At 66.6% G+C, this 18,441-nt stretch carries 20 protein-coding genes; 7 read left to right on the forward strand and 13 right to left on the reverse strand.

Going from position 1 to position 18,441, the window contains the following annotated elements:
• Nucleotides 1-130: 130 nt before the first annotated feature.
• Both IEX25_RS06070 and IEX25_RS06075 read right to left on the reverse strand, forming a co-directional pair.
• Nucleotides 131-421: an HU family DNA-binding protein gene (locus IEX25_RS06070; protein WP_103172614.1), complete on the reverse strand. Its 291-nt coding sequence runs from the start codon at nucleotides 419-421 to the stop codon at nucleotides 131-133.
• A gap of 149 nt (nucleotides 422-570) precedes the next feature.
• On the reverse strand, nucleotides 571-2,049 hold the full coding sequence (locus tag IEX25_RS06075) for an AMP nucleosidase (RefSeq protein WP_103172615.1): 1,479 nt from the start codon (nucleotides 2,047-2,049) through the stop codon (nucleotides 571-573).
• Nucleotides 2,050-2,141: 92 nt separating this feature from the next.
• On the opposite strand from IEX25_RS06075, the gene IEX25_RS06080 reads away from it, so the two are divergent.
• Complete coding sequence (locus tag IEX25_RS06080) at nucleotides 2,142-3,047, forward strand: SDR family oxidoreductase (RefSeq protein ID WP_188714462.1); 906 nt, start codon at nucleotides 2,142-2,144, stop codon at nucleotides 3,045-3,047.
• Nucleotides 3,037-4,260, forward strand: coding sequence for a UbiH/UbiF/VisC/COQ6 family ubiquinone biosynthesis hydroxylase (locus tag IEX25_RS06085; protein ID WP_370463839.1), 1,224 nt, complete (start codon nucleotides 3,037-3,039; stop codon nucleotides 4,258-4,260). Before IEX25_RS06080 ends, IEX25_RS06085 begins: the two co-directional genes overlap by 11 nt.
• 66 nt (nucleotides 4,261-4,326) lie before the next feature.
• On the opposite strand, the gene IEX25_RS06090 is transcribed toward IEX25_RS06085, so the two are convergent.
• Both IEX25_RS06090 and IEX25_RS06095 read right to left on the reverse strand, forming a co-directional pair.
• Entirely contained in the window at nucleotides 4,327-5,736 is a 1,410-nt protein-coding gene (locus IEX25_RS06090) for a UdgX family uracil-DNA binding protein (RefSeq protein WP_188714464.1), read from the reverse strand.
• On the reverse strand, nucleotides 5,733-6,965 hold the full coding sequence (locus IEX25_RS06095) for a putative DNA modification/repair radical SAM protein (protein ID WP_188714465.1): 1,233 nt from the start codon (nucleotides 6,963-6,965) through the stop codon (nucleotides 5,733-5,735). Before IEX25_RS06095 ends, IEX25_RS06090 begins: the two co-directional genes overlap by 4 nt.
• A gap of 137 nt (nucleotides 6,966-7,102) precedes the next feature.
• Here IEX25_RS06095 and IEX25_RS06100 point away from each other — a divergent pair, with 137 nt between their 5' ends.
• The 3 genes from IEX25_RS06100 (at nucleotide 7,103) to IEX25_RS06110 (ending at nucleotide 9,813) form a co-directional block, all read left to right on the forward strand.
• Nucleotides 7,103-7,696 carry a LolA family protein gene (locus tag IEX25_RS06100; RefSeq protein WP_188714466.1) on the forward strand — a complete coding sequence of 198 codons (594 nt, stop codon included), beginning with the start codon at nucleotides 7,103-7,105 and terminating at the stop codon, nucleotides 7,694-7,696.
• 116 nt (nucleotides 7,697-7,812) lie between these two features.
• Nucleotides 7,813-9,060: an MFS transporter gene (locus IEX25_RS06105; protein WP_188714467.1), complete on the forward strand. Its 1,248-nt coding sequence runs from the start codon at nucleotides 7,813-7,815 to the stop codon at nucleotides 9,058-9,060.
• Nucleotides 9,061-9,111: 51 nt separating this feature from the next.
• Nucleotides 9,112-9,813: an HAD family acid phosphatase gene (locus IEX25_RS06110; protein WP_158247974.1), complete on the forward strand. Its 702-nt coding sequence runs from the start codon at nucleotides 9,112-9,114 to the stop codon at nucleotides 9,811-9,813.
• 21 nt (nucleotides 9,814-9,834) lie between these two features.
• Here the strand turns inward: IEX25_RS06110 and IEX25_RS06115 are convergent, their stop codons facing one another.
• Genes IEX25_RS06115 through IEX25_RS06140 form a run of 6 tightly spaced genes read right to left on the reverse strand, consistent with a single transcriptional unit; the run spans nucleotide 9,835 to nucleotide 14,705 of the window.
• Nucleotides 9,835-10,428 (reverse strand): hypothetical protein, encoded by a 594-nt coding sequence (locus tag IEX25_RS06115; protein ID WP_188714468.1) that lies wholly within the window; start codon nucleotides 10,426-10,428, stop codon nucleotides 9,835-9,837.
• Entirely contained in the window at nucleotides 10,425-11,246 is an 822-nt protein-coding gene (locus tag IEX25_RS06120) for an ABC transporter permease (protein ID WP_188714469.1), read from the reverse strand. Before IEX25_RS06120 ends, IEX25_RS06115 begins: the two co-directional genes overlap by 4 nt.
• Nucleotides 11,243-11,968 carry an ABC transporter ATP-binding protein gene (locus IEX25_RS06125; RefSeq protein WP_103172624.1) on the reverse strand — a complete coding sequence of 242 codons (726 nt, stop codon included), beginning with the start codon at nucleotides 11,966-11,968 and terminating at the stop codon, nucleotides 11,243-11,245. The genes IEX25_RS06120 and IEX25_RS06125 overlap by 4 nt, the downstream gene beginning before the upstream one ends.
• A 7-nt stretch (nucleotides 11,969-11,975) precedes the next feature.
• Nucleotides 11,976-12,557, reverse strand: a complete 582-nt coding sequence (locus IEX25_RS06130) for a cupredoxin domain-containing protein (RefSeq protein ID WP_188714470.1) — start codon at nucleotides 12,555-12,557, stop codon at nucleotides 11,976-11,978.
• 37 nt (nucleotides 12,558-12,594) lie between these two features.
• Nucleotides 12,595-13,560 carry a YVTN family beta-propeller repeat protein gene (locus tag IEX25_RS06135; protein WP_188714471.1) on the reverse strand — a complete coding sequence of 322 codons (966 nt, stop codon included), beginning with the start codon at nucleotides 13,558-13,560 and terminating at the stop codon, nucleotides 12,595-12,597.
• A gap of 8 nt (nucleotides 13,561-13,568) precedes the next feature.
• Nucleotides 13,569-14,705: an ABC transporter substrate-binding protein gene (locus tag IEX25_RS06140; protein WP_229665084.1), complete on the reverse strand. Its 1,137-nt coding sequence runs from the start codon at nucleotides 14,703-14,705 to the stop codon at nucleotides 13,569-13,571.
• A 214-nt stretch (nucleotides 14,706-14,919) separates the two neighbouring features.
• Between IEX25_RS06140 and IEX25_RS06145 the strand changes: the two genes are divergently transcribed.
• Complete coding sequence (locus tag IEX25_RS06145) at nucleotides 14,920-15,474, forward strand: SRPBCC family protein (RefSeq protein WP_188714638.1); 555 nt, start codon at nucleotides 14,920-14,922, stop codon at nucleotides 15,472-15,474.
• Between the two features lie 20 nt (nucleotides 15,475-15,494).
• Complete coding sequence (locus tag IEX25_RS06150) at nucleotides 15,495-16,400, forward strand: YncE family protein (RefSeq protein WP_188714473.1); 906 nt, start codon at nucleotides 15,495-15,497, stop codon at nucleotides 16,398-16,400.
• Here the strand turns inward: IEX25_RS06150 and IEX25_RS06155 are convergent.
• Genes IEX25_RS06155 through IEX25_RS06165 form a run of 3 tightly spaced genes read right to left on the reverse strand, consistent with a single transcriptional unit; the run spans nucleotide 16,375 to nucleotide 18,366 of the window.
• Entirely contained in the window at nucleotides 16,375-16,905 is a 531-nt protein-coding gene (locus tag IEX25_RS06155) for a PQQ-dependent catabolism-associated CXXCW motif protein (protein ID WP_188714474.1), read from the reverse strand. The genes IEX25_RS06150 and IEX25_RS06155 overlap by 26 nt on opposite strands.
• The gene (locus IEX25_RS06160; RefSeq protein ID WP_229665071.1) at nucleotides 16,902-17,714 is read right to left on the reverse strand and encodes a substrate-binding domain-containing protein; all 813 of its coding nucleotides are present in this window, start codon (nucleotides 17,712-17,714) and stop codon (nucleotides 16,902-16,904) included. The genes IEX25_RS06155 and IEX25_RS06160 overlap by 4 nt, the downstream gene beginning before the upstream one ends.
• Before the next feature lies 1 nt (nucleotide 17,715).
• On the reverse strand, nucleotides 17,716-18,366 hold the full coding sequence (locus tag IEX25_RS06165) for a c-type cytochrome, methanol metabolism-related (RefSeq protein WP_103172629.1): 651 nt from the start codon (nucleotides 18,364-18,366) through the stop codon (nucleotides 17,716-17,718).
• Between the last annotated feature and the right edge of the window lie 75 nt (nucleotides 18,367-18,441).

Raw genomic sequence — 18,441 nt, forward strand, 5'->3', positions numbered from 1 at the left:
ATCAAGGACCGTGTTAGTCGAACACATGCCTTCCCTAGGCATTTTGCTTGCATCCATCGCGGACCCTGCCGGGCCAACGAAAAAGGCCGCGCCCGGCGGCACGGCCCTGTCATCTGCGGCGTCGCAGGTATCAGCTGTTGACGCTGTCCTTCAGCGACTTGGCGACCGTCACCTTGACCTGCTTGTCGGCCGGCTTGGTCATCATTTCCTGGGTCTGCGGGTTGCGGACCTGGCGTTCCGGGCGGGCGCGGCAGGCGATCTTGCCGATGCCCGGGATCGTCACGGAACCGCCGGCGGCGACTTCGCGGGAAACAACGGCGGCGATCGCGTCCAGCGCGGCGGATGCCGATTTCTTGTCCGAACCCATTTCCTCGGCCAGGGTCGCAACCAGCTGGGTCTTGGTCATCGGTTTGTCAGCCATTGATCTGTCTCCTCTTGCCCGGTTCTGCGGGGCCTATGGATGGCGCCGTTTGCGGCATATCGCCTGCTACACACCGTTTTCCCCAACAGATCAAGCCTTTTTCGCCGTTTCCTGCCAAAGCGGAGGGCTTGTGACCGGTTGACGCAAGGTCAAAGGAAGGCCGTTTCGTTGAACGACCGCAGCTTGCGTGAATGGATCCGTTCCAGCGGCATCTCGCGCAGCTTTTCCATGGCGCGGATGCCGATCAGCAGGTGGTTGGCGACCTGGGTGCGGTAAAAGTCGGTGGCCATGCCCGGCAGCTTCAGTTCGCCATGCAGCGGCTTGTCGCTGACGCACAGAAGCGTGCCATAGGGCACCCGGAACCGGAACCCGTTGGCGGCGATGGTGGCGCTTTCCATGTCCAGCGCGACGGCCCGCGCCAGCGACAGCCGATGGATCGGCGTGTCGCGCAGTTCCCAGTTGCGGTTGTCGATGGTGGCCACCGTGCCGGTCCGCATGATCCGCTTGAGTTCGTAGCCTTCAAGCTGCGTCACCTCGGCCACGGCTTCCTGCAAGGCCACCTGCACCTCGGACAGGGTGGGAAGCGGGATCCAGACCGGCAGGTCGGCGTCCAGGACGTGATCCTCGCGCAGATAGGCATGGGCCAGCACGAAATCGCCCAGCCGCTGGCTATTGCGCAGCCCCGCGCAATGGCCGACCATCAGCCAGGCATGGGGCCGCAGAACCGCGATGTGGTCCGTCGCGGTCTTGGCGTTCGACGGCCCCACGCCGATATTGACCAGCGTGATCCCCTGCCCGTTCGCGCGCTTCAGGTGATAGGCGGGCATCTGCGGCAGCTTGGCCAGCGTGGCCAGGGGCGTGTCCGCATCGGTGATCACCTGGTTGCCCGGCGCCACGAAGCTGTCATAGCCCAGATCGGGGTTGCCCAGGACGCGGCGGGCAAAGGCTTCGAACTCGTCCACATAAAACTGGTAGTTGGTGAACAGCACGAAATTCTGGAAATGTTCCGCCGCCGTCGCCGTGTAATGCTGCAGCCGCGCCAGGGAATAGTCGATGCGCTGCGCCGTGAACGCCGCCAGATGCAGCGATCCGTCCGGCATCGGCCCGGCCACCCCGTTCACGATGTCGTCGTTCATGGTGTTCAGGTCGGGCACGTCGAAGACATCGCGCAGCGAAAAGTCCAGCACGCCTTCCTGCGGCACGGCCAGGTCGCTTTGCGCGGCGACTGCGAAATGGACGGGCATGGGCGTGTCGCTGACCCCCACGGTCACGGGGACACGGTGGTTGCGGATCAGCAATCCGATCTGTTCGCGCAGATAGTTGCCGAACAGGTCGGGGCGGGTGACCGTCGCGGAATAGCTGCCGGGCGCCACCACATGGCCGAAGGCCAAGCGCGAATCGACCGCCGGATGCGTGGTCACGGTCAGGCGCAGTTCGGGATAATAGGCGCGATACCGGGCGGTGGGCTTGTCGCCTTCCAGGGCCCTGGTGAAGCGGTTCAGCAGAAAGCCGGTCGCCTGCGCATAAAGCGCCTGCAGATGCGCGACGGCGGCGGCGGCATCGGTGAACTGCTGGCGGCCCGGCGTGTCGGGGGATTCGACCGGCAGGTAGCGGGGATCCGTATCCATTCTTGTTATCCTTCTTTGTTCCGACCCTGCCAGCCGGACCGGCCGCAGGCAAGCGTCTGGCGTCCCGGCTGCCGGACGGTTACCGTGCCGTCATGAAGATGCTTGTTTTCGGTCACGGCTATTCGGCGGGCTTCCTGACGCCCCTGCTTCGCGCGCGCGGCTGGCAGGTCACGGGCACCACCCGGAACGATCCCGACCGGGTGGCGGCGGCGGGCGCGCAACCGGTCCTGTGGCCGGGGGAGGAGGAACGGTTGCGGTCCGAGATCGCCTCGGCCGATGCGGTCCTGGTCTCCGCCGCACCCGGGCCGCAGGGCGATCCAGTCCTGGCTGCCTTCCGCGATGATCTGGCCCGGGCGCGGCCCTTCTGGCTGGGCTATCTTTCGACCACCGGGGTTTATGGCGACCGCAACGGCGGCTGGGTGGACGAGGACAGCGCCCTTGACGCCACCGGCCCGCGCGGGGCGGCCCGCATCCGCGCCGAGAGCGACTGGCGCGCCCTGGCCGATCAGGCTGGGCTGCCGCTGCACATCTTCCGGCTGGCGGGGATCTATGGTCCCGGCCGGGGGCCGTTCGAAAAGGTGCGAAACGGCACCGCCCGGCGGATCATCAAGCCGGGCCAGGTCTTTTCGCGCATCCATGCCGAGGATATCGCCCGGGTGCTGCTGGCCTCGATCGACCGGCCTGCGCCGGGGACCGCCTATAACCTCTGCGACGACGACCCGGCCCCGCCCCAGGAGGTGCTGGCCCATGCGGCGGCCCTTCTGGGCCTGCCCCCGCCGCCCGAGGTGCCTTTCGAGAAGGCCGAGATGACGCCGATGGCGCGGTCCTTCTATGCCGACAGCAAGCGGGTGTCGAACCGGCGCATCAAGGACGACCTGGGCATCAGGCTGCGTTATCCCGATTATCGCAGCGGCCTTGCCGCGATCCTGGCGGCCGAGGACGCATCGCCGCATGGACATCGCCCCGCACCCGTGCATGATCGCGGCGATGGAGCTTGATACCGATATCCTGATCGCCGGTGGCGGGCTGAACGGCCCTGCGCTGGCGCTTGCCCTGGCCCAGGCGGGGTTGCGCGTGGCGGTGGTCGATCCCCGGCCTGCGGACGACCGCGCGGGCGACAATTTCGACGGGCGCGCCTATGCGCTGGCGGTCGCCTCGCAACGGTTGCTGAAGGCGCTTGGGCTGTGGCAGGGGCTGGCGGACGACAGCCAGCCGATCCGCCAGGTCAAGGCATCCCAGGGCCGCCCCGGCGAAGGGGCCGCGCCCTTCTTCCTGCATTTCGACAGCGCCGAGATCGAGGAAGGCCCGGTCGGCTTCATGCTGGAGGATCGGTTCCTGTATCGCGCCCTTCTGGCGGCCATGCGGGATCGGGTGCAGCATCTGTCGGGCCTGTCGGTCGTGGACCAGCAGATCGGGCCTTGGGGGGTCGAGGCCGCGTTGTCGGACGGCCGGCGGCTGCGCGCCCGGCTTCTGGTGGGCGCCGACGGCCGCGGGTCGGGCGTGGCCGCGCGCGCGGGCATCCGGCGGCAGGGATGGGATTACGGCCAGACGGCGCTTGTCGCGGCCATTGCCCATGACCGCCCGCATGACGGCGTCGCGCAACAGTATTTCATGGCGACGGGTCCGCTGGCGATCCTGCCGCTGCCCGGCAACCGCAGCAGCGTCGTCTGGTCGGAAACCCATGACAATGCCCGCGCCATTGCGGCGCTGCCCGACGAGGCCTTCCTGGACGTGCTGCGCCCGCGTTTCGGCGATTACCTGGGCGACATCTCGCTGGCCGGGGCGCGCTTCACCTATCCGCTGAGCCTGTCGCTGGCCGATCGCTATGTCGCCGACCGCGTGGCCCTTGTGGGCGATGCGGCCCATGGGGTGCATCCGATCGCGGGCCAGGGGCTGAACCTGGGCCTGCGCGACGTGGCGGCCCTGGCCGAGGTGCTGGTGGATGCCGCCCGCCGGGGCGAGGATATCGGGTCCGACCTGGTGCTGGAACGATACCAGGGGTGGCGGCGGTTCGATGGCACCAGCCTCGCGCTTGGCATGGACGGGGTGAACAGGCTGTTCGCCAGCGACAATCCGGCGCTGTCGGTCGTGCGGGGGATCGGCATGGGGGTCGTCAGCGCCGTTCCCGGCCTGCGGCGCCGCTTCATGCGGCAGGCGGCGGGGCTGTCGGTCGATCCGATGCCGCGGCTTCTGACAGGACGGGCGTTGTAGGGGGGCTGCCGCCCCCGTCCGCCAAGGCGGACTCCCCCGCGGATATTTGAGCACAGAAGATGGGTATCAGGCCGCCATCAGCCGTGCCGCCTGCGACAGGTCAAGGGCGAACTGTTCGCGCGCCGTGGCGGCCGCACCGGGATCAAGGCGCAGGATCAGGCTGGGATGCCAGGTGATCAGCACCGGCCCGCCATCCAGCGTCGTTTCCACCCCGCCACGCCGGGGAGTCAGGGGCAAGCGGTTGCCGGTCAGGGCAAAGGCCGCCGTCGCGCCAAGCGCCACGGTCAGGCGCGGCGCGATCATCCGGCGTTCGATATCCAGCCACCATTTGCAATGCCGGATTTCGCCTGCATTGGGGTTCTGGTGGATGCGGCGCTTGCCGCGCGGGGTGAACTTGAAGTGCTTGACCGCATTGGTCATCCAGGCCTGCGCGGGATCAAGGCCGACCTGGTCCATGGTCTGGCGCAGAAGCTGCCCGGCCGGACCGACGAAGGGGCGGCCCTGCAGATCCTCGTGATCGCCCGGCGCCTCGCCCACGATCATCAGGGGGGCTGAGAGATCGCCCTCGCCCCAGACGGTCTGGGTCGCGGCATGGCAGAGATCGCAGCGGGTGCAGCGCAGGGCCTGGTCGCGCGCGCCCCCCAACGTCTCGGGCAGGCTGTCGTCGGGGATCTGGCGGATGCGGGCGGTCACGCGGGCGGCGAAGGCGGGGGCGTCGGTCGCCCCGGCGTCCCGCATCGCCTGCACGCGGCGGGGCGCATCGGCCAGCATCTGCGCGATCAAGTCGGTTTCGGGCAGGTTCTTCCAGTATTTGCGCGGCATTTCGGACAGCATGGCCTGGGTCTTGATCCGGGCGGGGTTGAAGATATTGGCGAAATAGGTCTGCCACAGGTCGTGGCTGGCGTCCGGGGGCAGGTTCGGGCGCGGTCCGGGCGGATCGAAATGCAAGCTGCCGTCGAACCGGGCCATGCCCTCGGGGGTGGCGATCAGCCAGTCCATGTCGGCGAAACGCCTGGCAAAGAACGGCGCGCCCGCTTCCAGGATCAGGTGTTCGGGTTCGAACCAGGCGCCGAAGCTGCGGCGCGGACCGTCCGAGGGCAGTTCATGGAAGCGCACGAAGGCGTGCATCTTGTGCAGGTCGCGGCGCACGGATTTCGCCATGCGCGACAACCGGCTGGTCAGCGGGTCGGCAGGATTGGCGATGAAGCTGCGGTCATCCTGCAATCGGATCAGCGCGCCGTAAAGCAAGGCCCAGCGTTCGGGATCGGAATGGCTGGCGACCGTTCGGGCCAGATCCAGGAAATCTTTGGTCGCGATCACGGGATGCGGACCGATGGGCGGGGGCGCATCGCCGCCGAACAGCCCCCCATCGCCCCAAGCCACGTCACCGGGCGTCACCCGGTTCGACGCCAGTTGCCGGGCCACGTCGCGCCAGGCGTCGAACCGGCCGAAGCGGGGCAGATCGACGCGGATCACAGCAGTTGCAGCTGTTCAGGCGGCGGTGCGAAACGCGCGCGAAGACCTGCGCTGTCGGTCAGCACGCCGGGATGCCAGTCGGGCAGCGTCACGAAGGGCTTGGCCTTGGACATGATCGCCCCCATGCGCAGCAGGTCGCCATATCGCACCGGCCCGTTGCGCCGTGCGGCCAGGATGCGCGTCACCGTCTTTGTGCCGAAACCGGGGACGCGCAGCAGCATCTCCTTGCTGGCGCGGGCGACATCGACGGGAAACTGCGCGCGGTTCGCAAGCGCCCAGGCCAGCTTGGGGTCGATCGCCAGATCCAGGAAGCCCGACGGATGGGCGGCGCCGATCTCCTCGGCCTCGAAGCCATAGAAGCGCATCAGCCAGTCGGCCTGATAAAGGCGGTGTTCGCGCATCAAGGGCGGCTTGACCAGCGGCAGAACGGCGGATGCGTCGGGGATCGGGCTGAAGGCGGAATAATAGACCCGCTTCAGGTCATAGCCGGAATACAGGTTCGCCGAGGTCTTCAGGATGTCGCGGTCGGTGGCCGCGTCCGCGCCGATGATCATCTGCGTGGACTGGCCGGCCGGGGCAAAGCGCGGCGGGCGCTTGCCGGTATGCGTCCGTTCCTTCGCGGCCTCGCGCGACAGGCGGACATCGGCCATGGCGGCGCGGATCGTCTCGGGGCGCTTTTCGGGGGCCAGTTCGCGGATGCTGGCATCCTGCGGCAGTTCGATGTTCACGGACAGCCGGTCCGCATGAAGCCCCGCCTCGGCCACCAGTTCGGGCGAGGCGTCGGGGATGGTTTTCAGATGGATATAACCCTTGAAGCCATGATCCACCCGCAGCATCCGCGCGATGCGGACCATGTCGCCCATCGTCTGGTCGGGGCTGCGGATGATGCCCGACGACAGGAACAACCCCTCGATCATGTTGCGGCGATAGAATTCCAGCGTCAGCGTCACGACCTCTTCGGGCGTGAAGCGGGCGCGTTCGACGTTGCTGCTGACGCGGTTGATGCAATAGGCACAGTCATAGATGCAGAAGTTCGTCATCAGGATCTTCAGCAGGCTGATGCAGCGCCCGTCGGGCGTATAGGCATGGCAGATGCCCATGCCTTCGGTCGATCCCAGCCCGCCGGAACGCGAGTCCCGCCGGGTCGTGCCGCTGGACGCGCAAGAGGCGTCGTATTTCGCCGCGTCCGACAGGATCGCAAGCTTCTGTTGCAATGTTCGCGCTGCCATGGGGCAGATATATGTTCGCGCTGTGTTCCGTTCAACCTTTGCCCCGCAGGAACCCTCACGCCGATGCGAGCGTTCGCCGCAACGCCATCCGCCAGACGTGATGTGCATCCCGCCACCGAAAGGATATGATCGCCCGCATGAACCTCAGATCCCTCGCGCTTGCGCCCGCCCTTGTTCTTGCCCTTGCCTTCCCGGCCCTGGCCGAGAAGATCCCGCTGAACGAACTGTCGCGTTATCTGAACCGGATGACGACAGCGACGGCCGAGTTCACGCAGGTCAATCCCGATGGCTCGATCTCGACCGGGACGGTCTATATCCAGCGGCCCGGGCGCGTCCGGTTCGAGTATAACAACGACAGCACGCTGGTCATGGCGTCGGGCGGGAACGTGGCGGTGTTCGATCCGAAATCCAGTGGGCCGCAGCAATATCCGCTGTCGCAGACGCCCTTGTCGATCATCCTGGATGCGAACGTGAACCTGGGGCGCGCGAACATGGTCACCGCGCACACGGAAGCGAAGAACGCCACCGTCGTCACCGCGCAGGATCCGCAGAACCCGCAATACGGCAATATCCAGATGGTCTTCACCGCAGGGCCCACGCAGTTGCGCCAATGGGTCGTAACCGACGACAGCGGGCAGAAGACCACCGTGATCCTGGGCGAGATGCGCGAGGGCGGTTCCATCCCCGCCTCCAAATTCTCGATCAACAACGAGATGGCGCGGCGGAACTGATCCTTCGGCGCGATCCCATCATCGCGGGTGATGGATCGCATCACGCCGACGGGGCTTGATCTTCGGGCCTGACGGGTTCAACGCTGGCCGCGACATATGGCCGCGCGGGTTCCGTCATGCCTTCCTCTCGTTTGTTCACGCCCATCCTGATCGGCGGATCGCTGATCCTGCTGATCAACTTCGCCCTGCGGGCCAGTTTCGGCGTCTTCCAGATCCCCATCGCCGCCGATTTCGGCTGGCCGCGCGCGGAATTTTCGCTGGCGATCGCCATCCAGAACCTGGCCTGGGGGATCGGGCAGCCGATCTTCGGCGCGCTTGCCGAACGCTGGGGCGACCGCTGGGCGATCATCCTGGGGGCGATCCTGTATTCGGCCGGCCTGATCCTGACCGCCTTCGCCACCTCGCCCGCGACGATGCAATTGCTGGAGGTGATGGTGGGCTTCGGCATCGCGGGCACGGGCTTCGGCGTGATCCTGGCCGTGGTCGGCCGTGCGGCCAGCGACGAGAACCGCAGCCTGGCCCTAGGTATCGCCACCGCCGCCGGATCGGCGGGCCAGGTCTTCGGCGCCCCCCTGGCCGAGGTTCTGCTGGGCTTTTATGCCTGGCCTACGGTGTTCATCATCTTCGGCGTGATCGTGCTGGCCTGCATGGCCTTCCTGCCGATGCTGGGCGACGGCAAGCCCGCCAGCCGCCACGAGCTTGAGGAAAGCCTGGGCAGCGTCCTAGGCCGCGCCTTCCGCGACCCGTCCTTCCTGATGATCTTCGTGGGCTTCTTTTCCTGCGGCTATCAGCTTGGCTTCATCACCGCCCATTTCCCCGCCATGGTGACGGAAATGTGCGGCCCCATCAGCCCCATGGGCACGCTGGCCAGCATCGGGATCACCACCACCTCGGCCCTGGGGGCGGCGGCGATCAGCCTGATCGGGCTTGCCAATATCGCGGGCTCGATCCTGTCGGGATGGCTGGGCAAGCGTTATACCAAGAAATACCTGCTGGCGGGGATCTATACGCTTCGCACCATCGCCGCCGCCACCTTCATCCTGATGCCGATCACGCCGGCCAGCGTCATCGTCTTTTCGCTGGTCATGGGGGCGCTCTGGCTGGCCACGGTGCCGCTGACCTCGGGGCTTGTCGCCTATATCTATGGGCTGCGCTATATGGGCACGCTTTACGGCTTCGTGTTCCTGTCCCACCAGATCGGATCCTTCCTGGGGGTCTGGCTGGGCGGCAAGCTGTATGACGCCTATGGCGATTATACCCTGGTCTGGTGGGTGGGCGTCGGCGTCGGCGCGATCAGCGCCCTGATCCACCTGCCGGTGCGCGAGGCGCCCTCGCGACTGCCCGCGACTGCCGCAGCGGTTTGACGAAGGCGGATGGCGGTCCTAGGGTCCGGCGCGCCAAGGACAGGATTCGCCATGACCACCCCGCCCCCCCGCCATCACCCGTCGGAACGCGCCATCGCGATCCGCTATCAGCAACGCTCGGCCGAGGTGAAGGCCCTGCAACGGCAATGCTATGCCCTGGCGACGCTGCGCCTGCGCGCGGCGGTGGAGGCGAACGGCACCGGCAAGGGCCTGGCCGTTGTCAGCGACATCGACGAGACGATCCTGGACAACACCGCCGTCATGGCCCACGCGATGGCCCTGGGCGAGCATCTGGACGGGTTCGAGACCTGGAAGCTGTGGGAACGCGAAGGCACGCCGCATCTGCTGCCCGGTGCGAGCGATTTCTTCCACCTGGCCGACAGCCTGGGCGTCACGATCTTCTATGTCTCGGACCGGTTCGAGGAAAACAAGCTGGCGACCATCGCCACCCTGTCGCGGCTTGGCCTGCCGCAGGTCCATGCAGACCAGGTGCTGCTGTTCGGGCCGCCCAAGGCCGAACGCCGCGCCGCCGTGGAAAGGAACCACCGCGTCATCCTGCACCTGGGCGACACGCTGCACGATTTCCACGGTTGCTTCGCGGGCGTGACGCTGGACGAACAGCACAAGCTGGCCGAGGATCACGCCGACCGCTTCGGCGAGGACTGGATTGTCTTCCCGAACGCCGCCCACGGCACCTGGATGGAGGCGGAACTGCGCCCCTGGAACCTGCCAGGGGCGACAAAGCCGCGCTGACGCACGCCCTCCGGCCCTGCCCTATTCGCCCAGGTGCGCCGCGATGGCCCGGCCCAGGGCAAAGGCGCGCTGTTCCAGGATCACCGGTGTTTCGCAGACATAGGTCAGCGATTGCTGCCGTTCGGTGAAGATGCGCTGATCCCAGTCCAGCGCCTCCTCGGCGGCGTCGATGGCGTCAAAGTCGGGATCGGCGGCGGCTTCAAGTTCCGCCATCTGCGCGCGGCGTTCCTCGATCCTCTGGGCCAGGGCCACCTGACTGCGGCCATAACGCGCGATCCCCTCGATCAGGGCGGACCGGTCCGGCTCGATCTTGCCCATGACCGCGACCATCAGCGCCGTCAGCCGGGCATCGTCGGCATCGGCCGCGAAGTCCGCGATGGCGGCCTCGGCTTCCTCCATCGGCAGGCGGCGCTGTTCCAGCCGGGCGGCCAGCGCGTCGATCCGGGGATCGCGGGCCAGTTCCGTCACGCGGTCGTCGGGGACCGGCCCGGCCCAGACCTGGCCCAGCGACAGATGCGGCTGCTTTCGCTGGATGCAGGGCCATTCGGGGTCGGTGCCGGCGGCCGACCATGCCGGCCCTGCGGCGATCGTCAATGCGAACAGGATGCGTTTCATCCCCTCTCCTTCCGTCTGGCCCACAGGCCCTTGGCGGGATCATACATGAAGACGGCTGCGCCGAAAAACGCCGCCAGGCAGCCCGCCACCATGGCAAAGGCCTGCCCGTTCCATTCAAGGTAAAGCGCAAAGCGGATCAGTTCCACCGCATAGGTGAACGGGTTGGCCGCGCAGATGTCGTGCAAAAGGGGCGAGCTTTCGTTCATCCGCCACAGCGGATAAAGCGCCGACGAGGCGAAGAACATCGGGAAGATCACGAAGTTCATCACGCCCGCGAAATTCTCCAGTTGCCGGATCGCCGACGACAGGAACAGCCCCAGCGCGCCCAGCATCAGCCCCGACAGGACCAGCGCAGGAAAGACGGCGACATAGCCCCAGGCGGGCGGGCGGATGTCCCAGAACCAGGCGATCAGCAAAAAGGCATAGGCCTGGATGATCGACACGATCACCCCCGCCATCAGCTTGGATCCCAACAGGAACCAGCGCGGGAACGGGCTGACCAGCAGCGTCCGCATGGCCCCGGTTTCCCGGTCATAGACCATCGACAGCGACGATTGCATCCCGTTGAACAGCTGGATCATCGCCACTAGGCCGGGGGTCACATAGACCTCGTACAGCACATAGGTCTGGTAGGGCGGCGTGATCGACAGGCCCAGCACGGCGCGGAAACCGGCGGCGAAGATGAACAGCCAGACCAGCGGGCGGACCAGCGCCGCCATGAAGCGGCCGCGCTGCTGGACGAAGCGCAGCGTCTCGCGCCAGGCGATGCCGCGAAAGGCGGTGGCCCAGGCGCGGACCGGAAAGCGGCGGGCGGTCATGCCGCCGCACCGGTCAGCGACAGGAAGGCCTGCGTCAATCCCGACGGCCCCGACACGGCCGCAGCCTTGCCGCTGTTCAGCACGCGTCCCTTGTGCAGGATCACCAGATCGTCGTCCGGCTGGATTTCGTCCAGGATATGGGTGGCCCATAATGCGGACACTCCTTCGGACGCGATCAGGCTGCGGGTCAGGGCCAGAACCTCGGCGCGGGATTTCACGTCCAGACCCACCGTGGCCTCGTCTAGAAGCAGAAGGTCGGGACGGTGGATCAGGGCACGGGCGATTTCCGCCCGGCGCTGCTGTCCCCCCGACAGGGCCGAGACCCTGTCCCCCGCCCGGCTGTCCAGCCCGACCTGGGCCAGCACCTGTTCGATGCGGTTTCTTGCATCCTTGCGGGATATCCCGTGCAGGGCCGCGTGATAGGCCAGGTTCTGCGCCACGCTCAGATCGGCATCCAGGGCGCGGCTTTGAAACACCACGCCCAGCCGCGCCATGGCCTGCGCAGGCTGGCGGCGGACGTCATGGCCCGCGACCTCGATGCTGCCGGTGACATTGCTGTAGAGCCTTGTCACCAGCGAGAACAGCGTGGTCTTGCCCGCGCCGTTCACGCCCAGCAGCGCGGTGAAGCTGCCGCGCGGGACCGTCAGCGACACATCCGACAGCGCCTTGACGCTGCCGAAGCTGTGGGACAGGCCGGTGATGCGAAGCGCGTCTGTGGACACGTCACTCCTATTGGATATTGAACACGGCCTGCTGGCTTTCGCCGGACGATCCCGGCACCGACAGTGTATAGCGTCCGGGCGTGACTGCAATGAAGCTGATCACCGCCGTGCCCGCATTGTCGAATTCGATGCTGTGGACGCCCATCGGGCGGATCTCGATGTCGTTGATGACGATCTCGTTGATCCAGATGTGGCGGAAGAAGTCGCCGCCCGACAGCGCAAGTTCCTGGCTGCCGTCGGCATTGATGGCGATGCGGTAGAAGCCGCCCGACTTCAGGGTGTATTCCCCGCCCGCGACCGGCTGTCCCGAGGCCAGCGTCAGCGGCGCCAGATCGGTGCGGTTGTCGCGCGCCATGATCCCCGAGAAGCCGTAGTCGAACTTGCCCTGCGCGTCGTAAACGGCGGCCTCGCCCTCCGCTTCGCCTTCGGCGTCGTCATCGTCGTCGTCGTCATCTTCCTCGGTCGCGGCGGCATCGGCAGGCGCGGCTTCGGTCGCGGCGGTCCCTTCGGCGGGTGTCGCGGCATCCTGGGCTGCGGCGGGAACGGTCAATCCGGCCATGATCATCAGAACGGTCAGCAAACGGGTCATGGGATGTGTCCTTCTTCAATGGATGGATGAAGTCGCGTCAGTTCGGCGCGACCACGACGCCCCAGGGCTGCTGGCCCACGGCGACGGATTTGATAACTTCCTCGGCGGCGACGTCGATCACCGACACGTCGTTGGAATTGCCGTTGGTGGTGAACAGGTATTTCTCGTCGGGGGTGAAGGCCATCTGCCAGACCCGCTGGCCGACCAGAAGGTAATCCTTGACCTCGTCCGTTTCGCCGTCGATCACGGCCACCCGGTTCGAGGGGCCAAGCGCCACGAAGACCTTTTTCCCGTCATTCGTCACGCGCACGCCGACGGGCTGGATCGCCTCGGGCAGGACGCCCGGAACCTCGAAGGTGATCTTCTTGGTGATTTCCTGCGTGGCGGGGTCGATCACGCTGACCGTGCCGCCGATCTCGGCGCTGACATACAGCTTGGTGCCGTCGTGATTGTATTCGGCAAAGCGCGGGCGCGAATCCACCAGGACGTTGGCCACGATCTCGAACGTGTCCGTGTCGATGAAATGCGCCATGTTCGTCGTTTCCGACGTGTTGATGACGATCTTTCCGTCCGGGCTGACGCCCATGCCCTCGGGCTCGACGCCCACGGGGATTTCGGCCAGCACCTGCTTGGTCTTCACATCGACCACGGTGACCAGGTTGTCGTCTTCGTTTGCGACATACAGCGGGTTGCCCGAGGGATGCAGCACGAACAGTTCCGGGTCGGGACCCGAGGGAAGCGTGTGCAATTCCTCCATCGTGTTGGGATCGAAGACCCGGACCAGGTTGTCGTCGGAGGCGCAGACGTAAAGTTCGGTCCCGTCCGGCGATATGGTGATGCCGCGCGGGCGGTTGCCGACCGGATAGGTGCCGATCACCTCCAGCGTGTCGCTGTCCAGGACGGTGACGTCGTTGCCCTTTTCATTGGTGACGAAGACGCGGTTGGCAAGCGCCGGTTCAGCCAGAAGGGCAAGGGCGGGGGCCAGGACCAGGATATGCTTCATGGAACCTCTCAAAAGGAACATTCGGTTTCGGGACGGTCGATGCCCAGGGTGTCCAGCGCACTGGTCTGGTGCAGATACTGGTCCTGCGGGCTGACCGAGGTGGTCAGGACGCCGGTGGTCAGCAGGATCGGCTGGCGGACCTGGTGGTCCCAGTCGCGCACGGTCAGCTTCTGGCCCTTGAAGCCCGCCACGTCGAACTGATCCGACAGGATGAATTCGCGCAGCGTGGCGGGGTCGGCCGACTGGGTCCGGGTCGCAGCCTCGCCGACGATGCGCAGGGCCAGCCAGGCCTGGTAATCCTCCTCGCGGATGGGGCGGTTGGCCAGTTTCTCGAACCGGTTCTGGTATTGCGTCCCGCCCCAGGCCTCCATGGCCGGATGCCAGCTTCGCGGCACCAGCCCGGCGGATCCCGCCACGGGCCGCGGATCCCAGGTCAGATAGGGCAGATAGGGGGCGAAGATGTCGCTTTCGTCCGCCGCGATCAGCACGTCATAGTCAGGCGCGCGCTGCGTAAAGACCGGCATCTTCGCCTGCACCTGGACATGGCCGGAATCGGTGCTGCGGGCGCCGCCTGTATCCTCGAAGACACGCTCCTCGACGATCTTGGCGCCGAACTTGGCCGCGGACCGGCGCCAGGCGCCGGCCAGGGCCTGATCCTCGGGGTGGCTGCCATGGACCAGAAGCCAGTCGGGCCAGTTCTTCCACATCAGGAATTGCGCCAGCGCATCGGTCAGCATGGCATGGCTGGGCGCGACATGGATGGTGTTGAACCGGCAATCGACCCCGCGCAGGCTGTCCGCCCGCGCCCGTGCGTTCAGCAGCATCGCGCGGTCGCCCGCCTGGTCGGCCAGGGCAAGCGTCGTCGCGTCGTCGGCCAGGACCACGACGAACTGGATGCCCTCGGCCAGGATCCTGTCCAGTTCGGCCGCGGCGGTGTCGGGCGTGGCGGTCACTTCCAGCGCCTCGAAGTCCTGGCCCATGAAGCGGCCGGTGGTGTCGTTGTCCTCGATCGCCAGGCGGGCGCCCGCGAATCCCAGATCCTCGACCGGCAGGTCCAGCCGGGAAATGGGTGGCAGTCTTTCCTCGTCCACGCGCAGAACGGCCGCGCGGATCTGCTGCATCTCGGGCTGGGGCTGCTGGGCCATGACAGGCCCGGCCAGCGCCACGCCAGCCAAAAGTCCTATGATTCCCTTGAACATTTCATCTCTCCCTGACGGCATGTTGGGTCGTGCAAGGCCTTGGGACAAGACGGTTTTTGTTCCCGTCCAGGCCGGGAAGATTTGGATCAGTCTTAGGTCTTATGGACTGACCGCCCGCTCCGGCGCATGGTCATGGCATTTGGAGGAAAGCGGACAGATGATGCAGAAGATCCTGGGCCTTGCCGTCGCCGCCACGCTGGCCATGACCCTGGGCGCGCAGGCGCATGGACCCGCGCGGCTGAAGACCGAGCAGTCGGTGGTTCTGGACGCCACCCCGGACGAGGTCTGGCAGGTCATCGGCAAGTTCGACGACATGAACTGGCACCCCGCCGTCTCCCGGACCGAGATCACCCCCGAAGGCGCCCCCATCGACGTCCCCGAGGAATCGACCCGGATCCTGCATCTGAAAGCGGAAAGCGGCGATCCGACCATCACCGAAAGGCTGATGTCCACCAATCCCGACAAGCGGCAATACAAGTACATGATTACCGATGTCGTGGTCGAGGTTCTGCCGGTCACGAACTATTCGTCCACGCTGCAGGTCAACGACAAGGATGGCCGCGCCGAGGTCGTCTGGAAGGCCGGCTTCTATCGTGGCTATCCGAACAACGATCCCCCTGCAGACCTGAACGACGACGCGGCGATGGCGGCGGTCAACGGCATCTATCAGGCGGGCCTTGATGCCCTGGTCGAGCGATTCGGCAAGGCCGAGTGAGGCTTGCCGCCCTTCTTCTGATGCTGGCATCCCCCGCCCTGGCGGGGGATTTGGCATTCGTGACCAGCCAGAACGCGGACATGGTGACGCTTGTGGATACGGTGACGGGCACGGTGCTGGCCCGAACGCCGGTTCCGGGAAAGCCCGCGCCGGTCGCCTATGACCCGCCAGCGGGGCGTGCCTATGTGATCGCGGCGGATACCGGGCGCCTTTTCGTGCTGGATGAGCAGGGCGACATCACCGAAAGCCTCGATCTGGGCGAGGGGGCCTTTGGCCTGGCCGCTGCCCCGGGAGGCGGGCTGTTCGTCACCGACTGGTATGGGGCGCGGCTGATCCGTCTGGACAGCGACCTGCAGAAGATGTGGGAGGTTCCGACCGGCGCCGCCCCGGCGGGGGTCGCCGTCAGCGACGACGGGCAATGGGTGGCGACGGCGGATCGCGACGCGGATGCCGTCAGCATCTTTGACGCCCAAAGCGGCGCGCTGCTGCACCGGGTCGCGACGGCCGGGCCGCATCCCTTTGGCATCACCTGGCATGGCGGGCGGTTCTGGACGGCGGATGTGCAGGGGGACACGGTGTCGGTGATCGACCCGGTTGCCGGCAGCCTGGCAGGACAGGTCCCGACCGGCAGCCACCCCTATGCCGTTGCCTTCGCGGGGGGACGGGGGTTCGTCACCAATCAATATGCCGGCACGCTGACGGTGTTCGATCCGGCAAGCCTGGCGGTGCTGACAGAGATTCCGGTCGGCGATTACCCCGAGGGCATCAGTCCCCTGCCGGACGGCGCTGCCGTGGCGGTGGCGAATTGGGAATCGGACACGCTGACCGTGGTGGATGCCGAAAGCCTGGCCATCACGGCGGAAATCGACATGCCGTCCGGCCCGCGCGCCTTCGGACAGTTCACGGGTCGGCAGGTGTCGCCCTGACCAGGGGCGCCCCGCCTGCGGCCAGCCAGCCCTCAATCCCGCCGGGAAACCAGTGGATCCCGGTATAGCCCAGGGCGATCGCGCGGCGCGCGGCGTTCCAGCTCATCCAGCAGTCGCTGCGGCAGAAGATCACCAGGGGCGCGGCCCGGTCGCCCCCGCTGGCCTGTTCCAGCCCGCGTTCCAGGCGCGCTTGTTCGGCCGGGGCTAGGGCCTCCCAGCCGGTATCCCACAGCCAGATCGCGCCGGGGATCGTCTCGTGCGGGGGTTCGCGCCAGATCGTGCCTTCGGGCAGGCCCTCGGGTCGGGTCTTGCGGGGCAGCACGTCCAGGAAGGGAACGCCATCGGCGTGCAGGCGCATCGCCTGGGCCGCGTCGATGACCGTGGCGCCCTGCAGGGTTTCGGGCACCGGGGCGCGATACGGCTCGCCTCGATAGGTATCGGGTTCGGCAACCTGGGCGGTGGCCGGTCCCGCCAGCAGCAAGGCCAGCAGGACCGCGCGGATCATTGGATCAGCTCCTTGCCATAGTCATCGACCAGGGGCACGCCCGCATCGCGCAGGATGGCGTTGATCTCGGGCTGGTGGCGGCGGATCAGGCTGTTGAGTTCCCGTTTCCATTCCTGTTCCGGCAGCCGCACCCCCATGGTGATGCGATAGAACATCTTCGGGCCCGCGGTTTCCTTCAGCAATGGCGTGAATTGCAGATCCGGGTCGTCTTTGACGCGCGGCCCGGCCAGCGGGCCCCACAGCACGGCGGCGTCCAGCGTGCCGTCCTTGACGCCCGCGATCAGGTCGCCCACCGGATCCTTGACCCGGCGGTCCACGAACAGATCGACGCCGCGCATGTCCTTGGCAAGCCCCGCCCGCGCCATGATCGAGGCCGGCGGCGATCCCGCGACCACCCCGATGGGATGGTCCTTCAGCGCCGGATCCGACAGGTGATCCACCTGGGCCAACGCGCCGTCCTTGCGCGTCACGATGCCGAAGACCGAGGTATAGTAATGGTTCGTGTTCTGGACCAGTTCATCGCCCTGGGCGTAACCCATGACCACGTCGCATTCCCCGGCCCGCAAGGTCTTGGCGATGAAGCCCATGCCAGATGGAAACCAGGTATAGGTGACGGGCAGGCCCAGCCATTCCCCGAAGGCATCGGCCAGCTTGTTTTCGAAGCCCGTCCCGTCACGCGATGACATGGGGGCATTGGCCGGATCCGCGCAGACGCGGAACTGCGTGGTGGACCGCAGATCCGCGACCTGCGCCGCGGCGGGCACCGACCCAAGGGCCAGCGCCACCATCACCCAGCGGATGATGCCCATCTTACATCGACATGCAGGAATCTTCCTGCGCCGTGTATTCATCGGACTTGTCGGCCCGTTCGGCGGGACGGCCGCGCGGAATCTCTCCGGTCCCATGGGCCAGAAGATAGACATAGATGTCGTCGACATAGCACCAGACGTTCTTGTTGGTCCCGAAAGCCGGCATGACCGAGTTGGTCCCCTGCTTGCCCGAGGCCACGATTTCCTGGAATTCGTAATAGTCGATCCGCAGCACCGAGTTCTTCAGGGCGGGGGCATAGGTCGAACCCTCGCCATCGGGTCCGTGGCAGACATGGCATTCCGCATGATAGCGGCGGAAGCCGTTGAAGGTGGCGAAATCGACGACGCCATCCTCGATCTTGAAGGTCGGGATGCCCTCGGCGTTGTACCAGCGGCCGTTTTCCTGGGTTACGGGAGTGATGTCCATGCCGTTGGGAAGGGTGGTCGCGCCCTCGGCCATCTCGACAGGCGCATCGCTCCCCTCGGTTGGGGCGGCAGCTTCCGCCGCCGGTGCCGTGCCGGACGTGGCGGCTGCGGCACCTGCGCCGGCCTCCGCGGGCGGGGGGGTCTGGGTCGTCGCGTCCTGCGCCAGGGCAGCTGTCGCCACCGATGTGGCAAAGACCAGCGACGCAAGGCTGGTGATGGCTTTCATGCTGTCATTTCTCCCGAATTTCAATTTACCCGTCCTCCTCAGGTAAAACTCCCCCCGAAGATATCCTCGGGGGGA

Source organism: Paracoccus acridae (genome assembly GCF_014642735.1).
GTDB lineage: Bacteria > Pseudomonadota > Alphaproteobacteria > Rhodobacterales > Rhodobacteraceae > Paracoccus > Paracoccus acridae.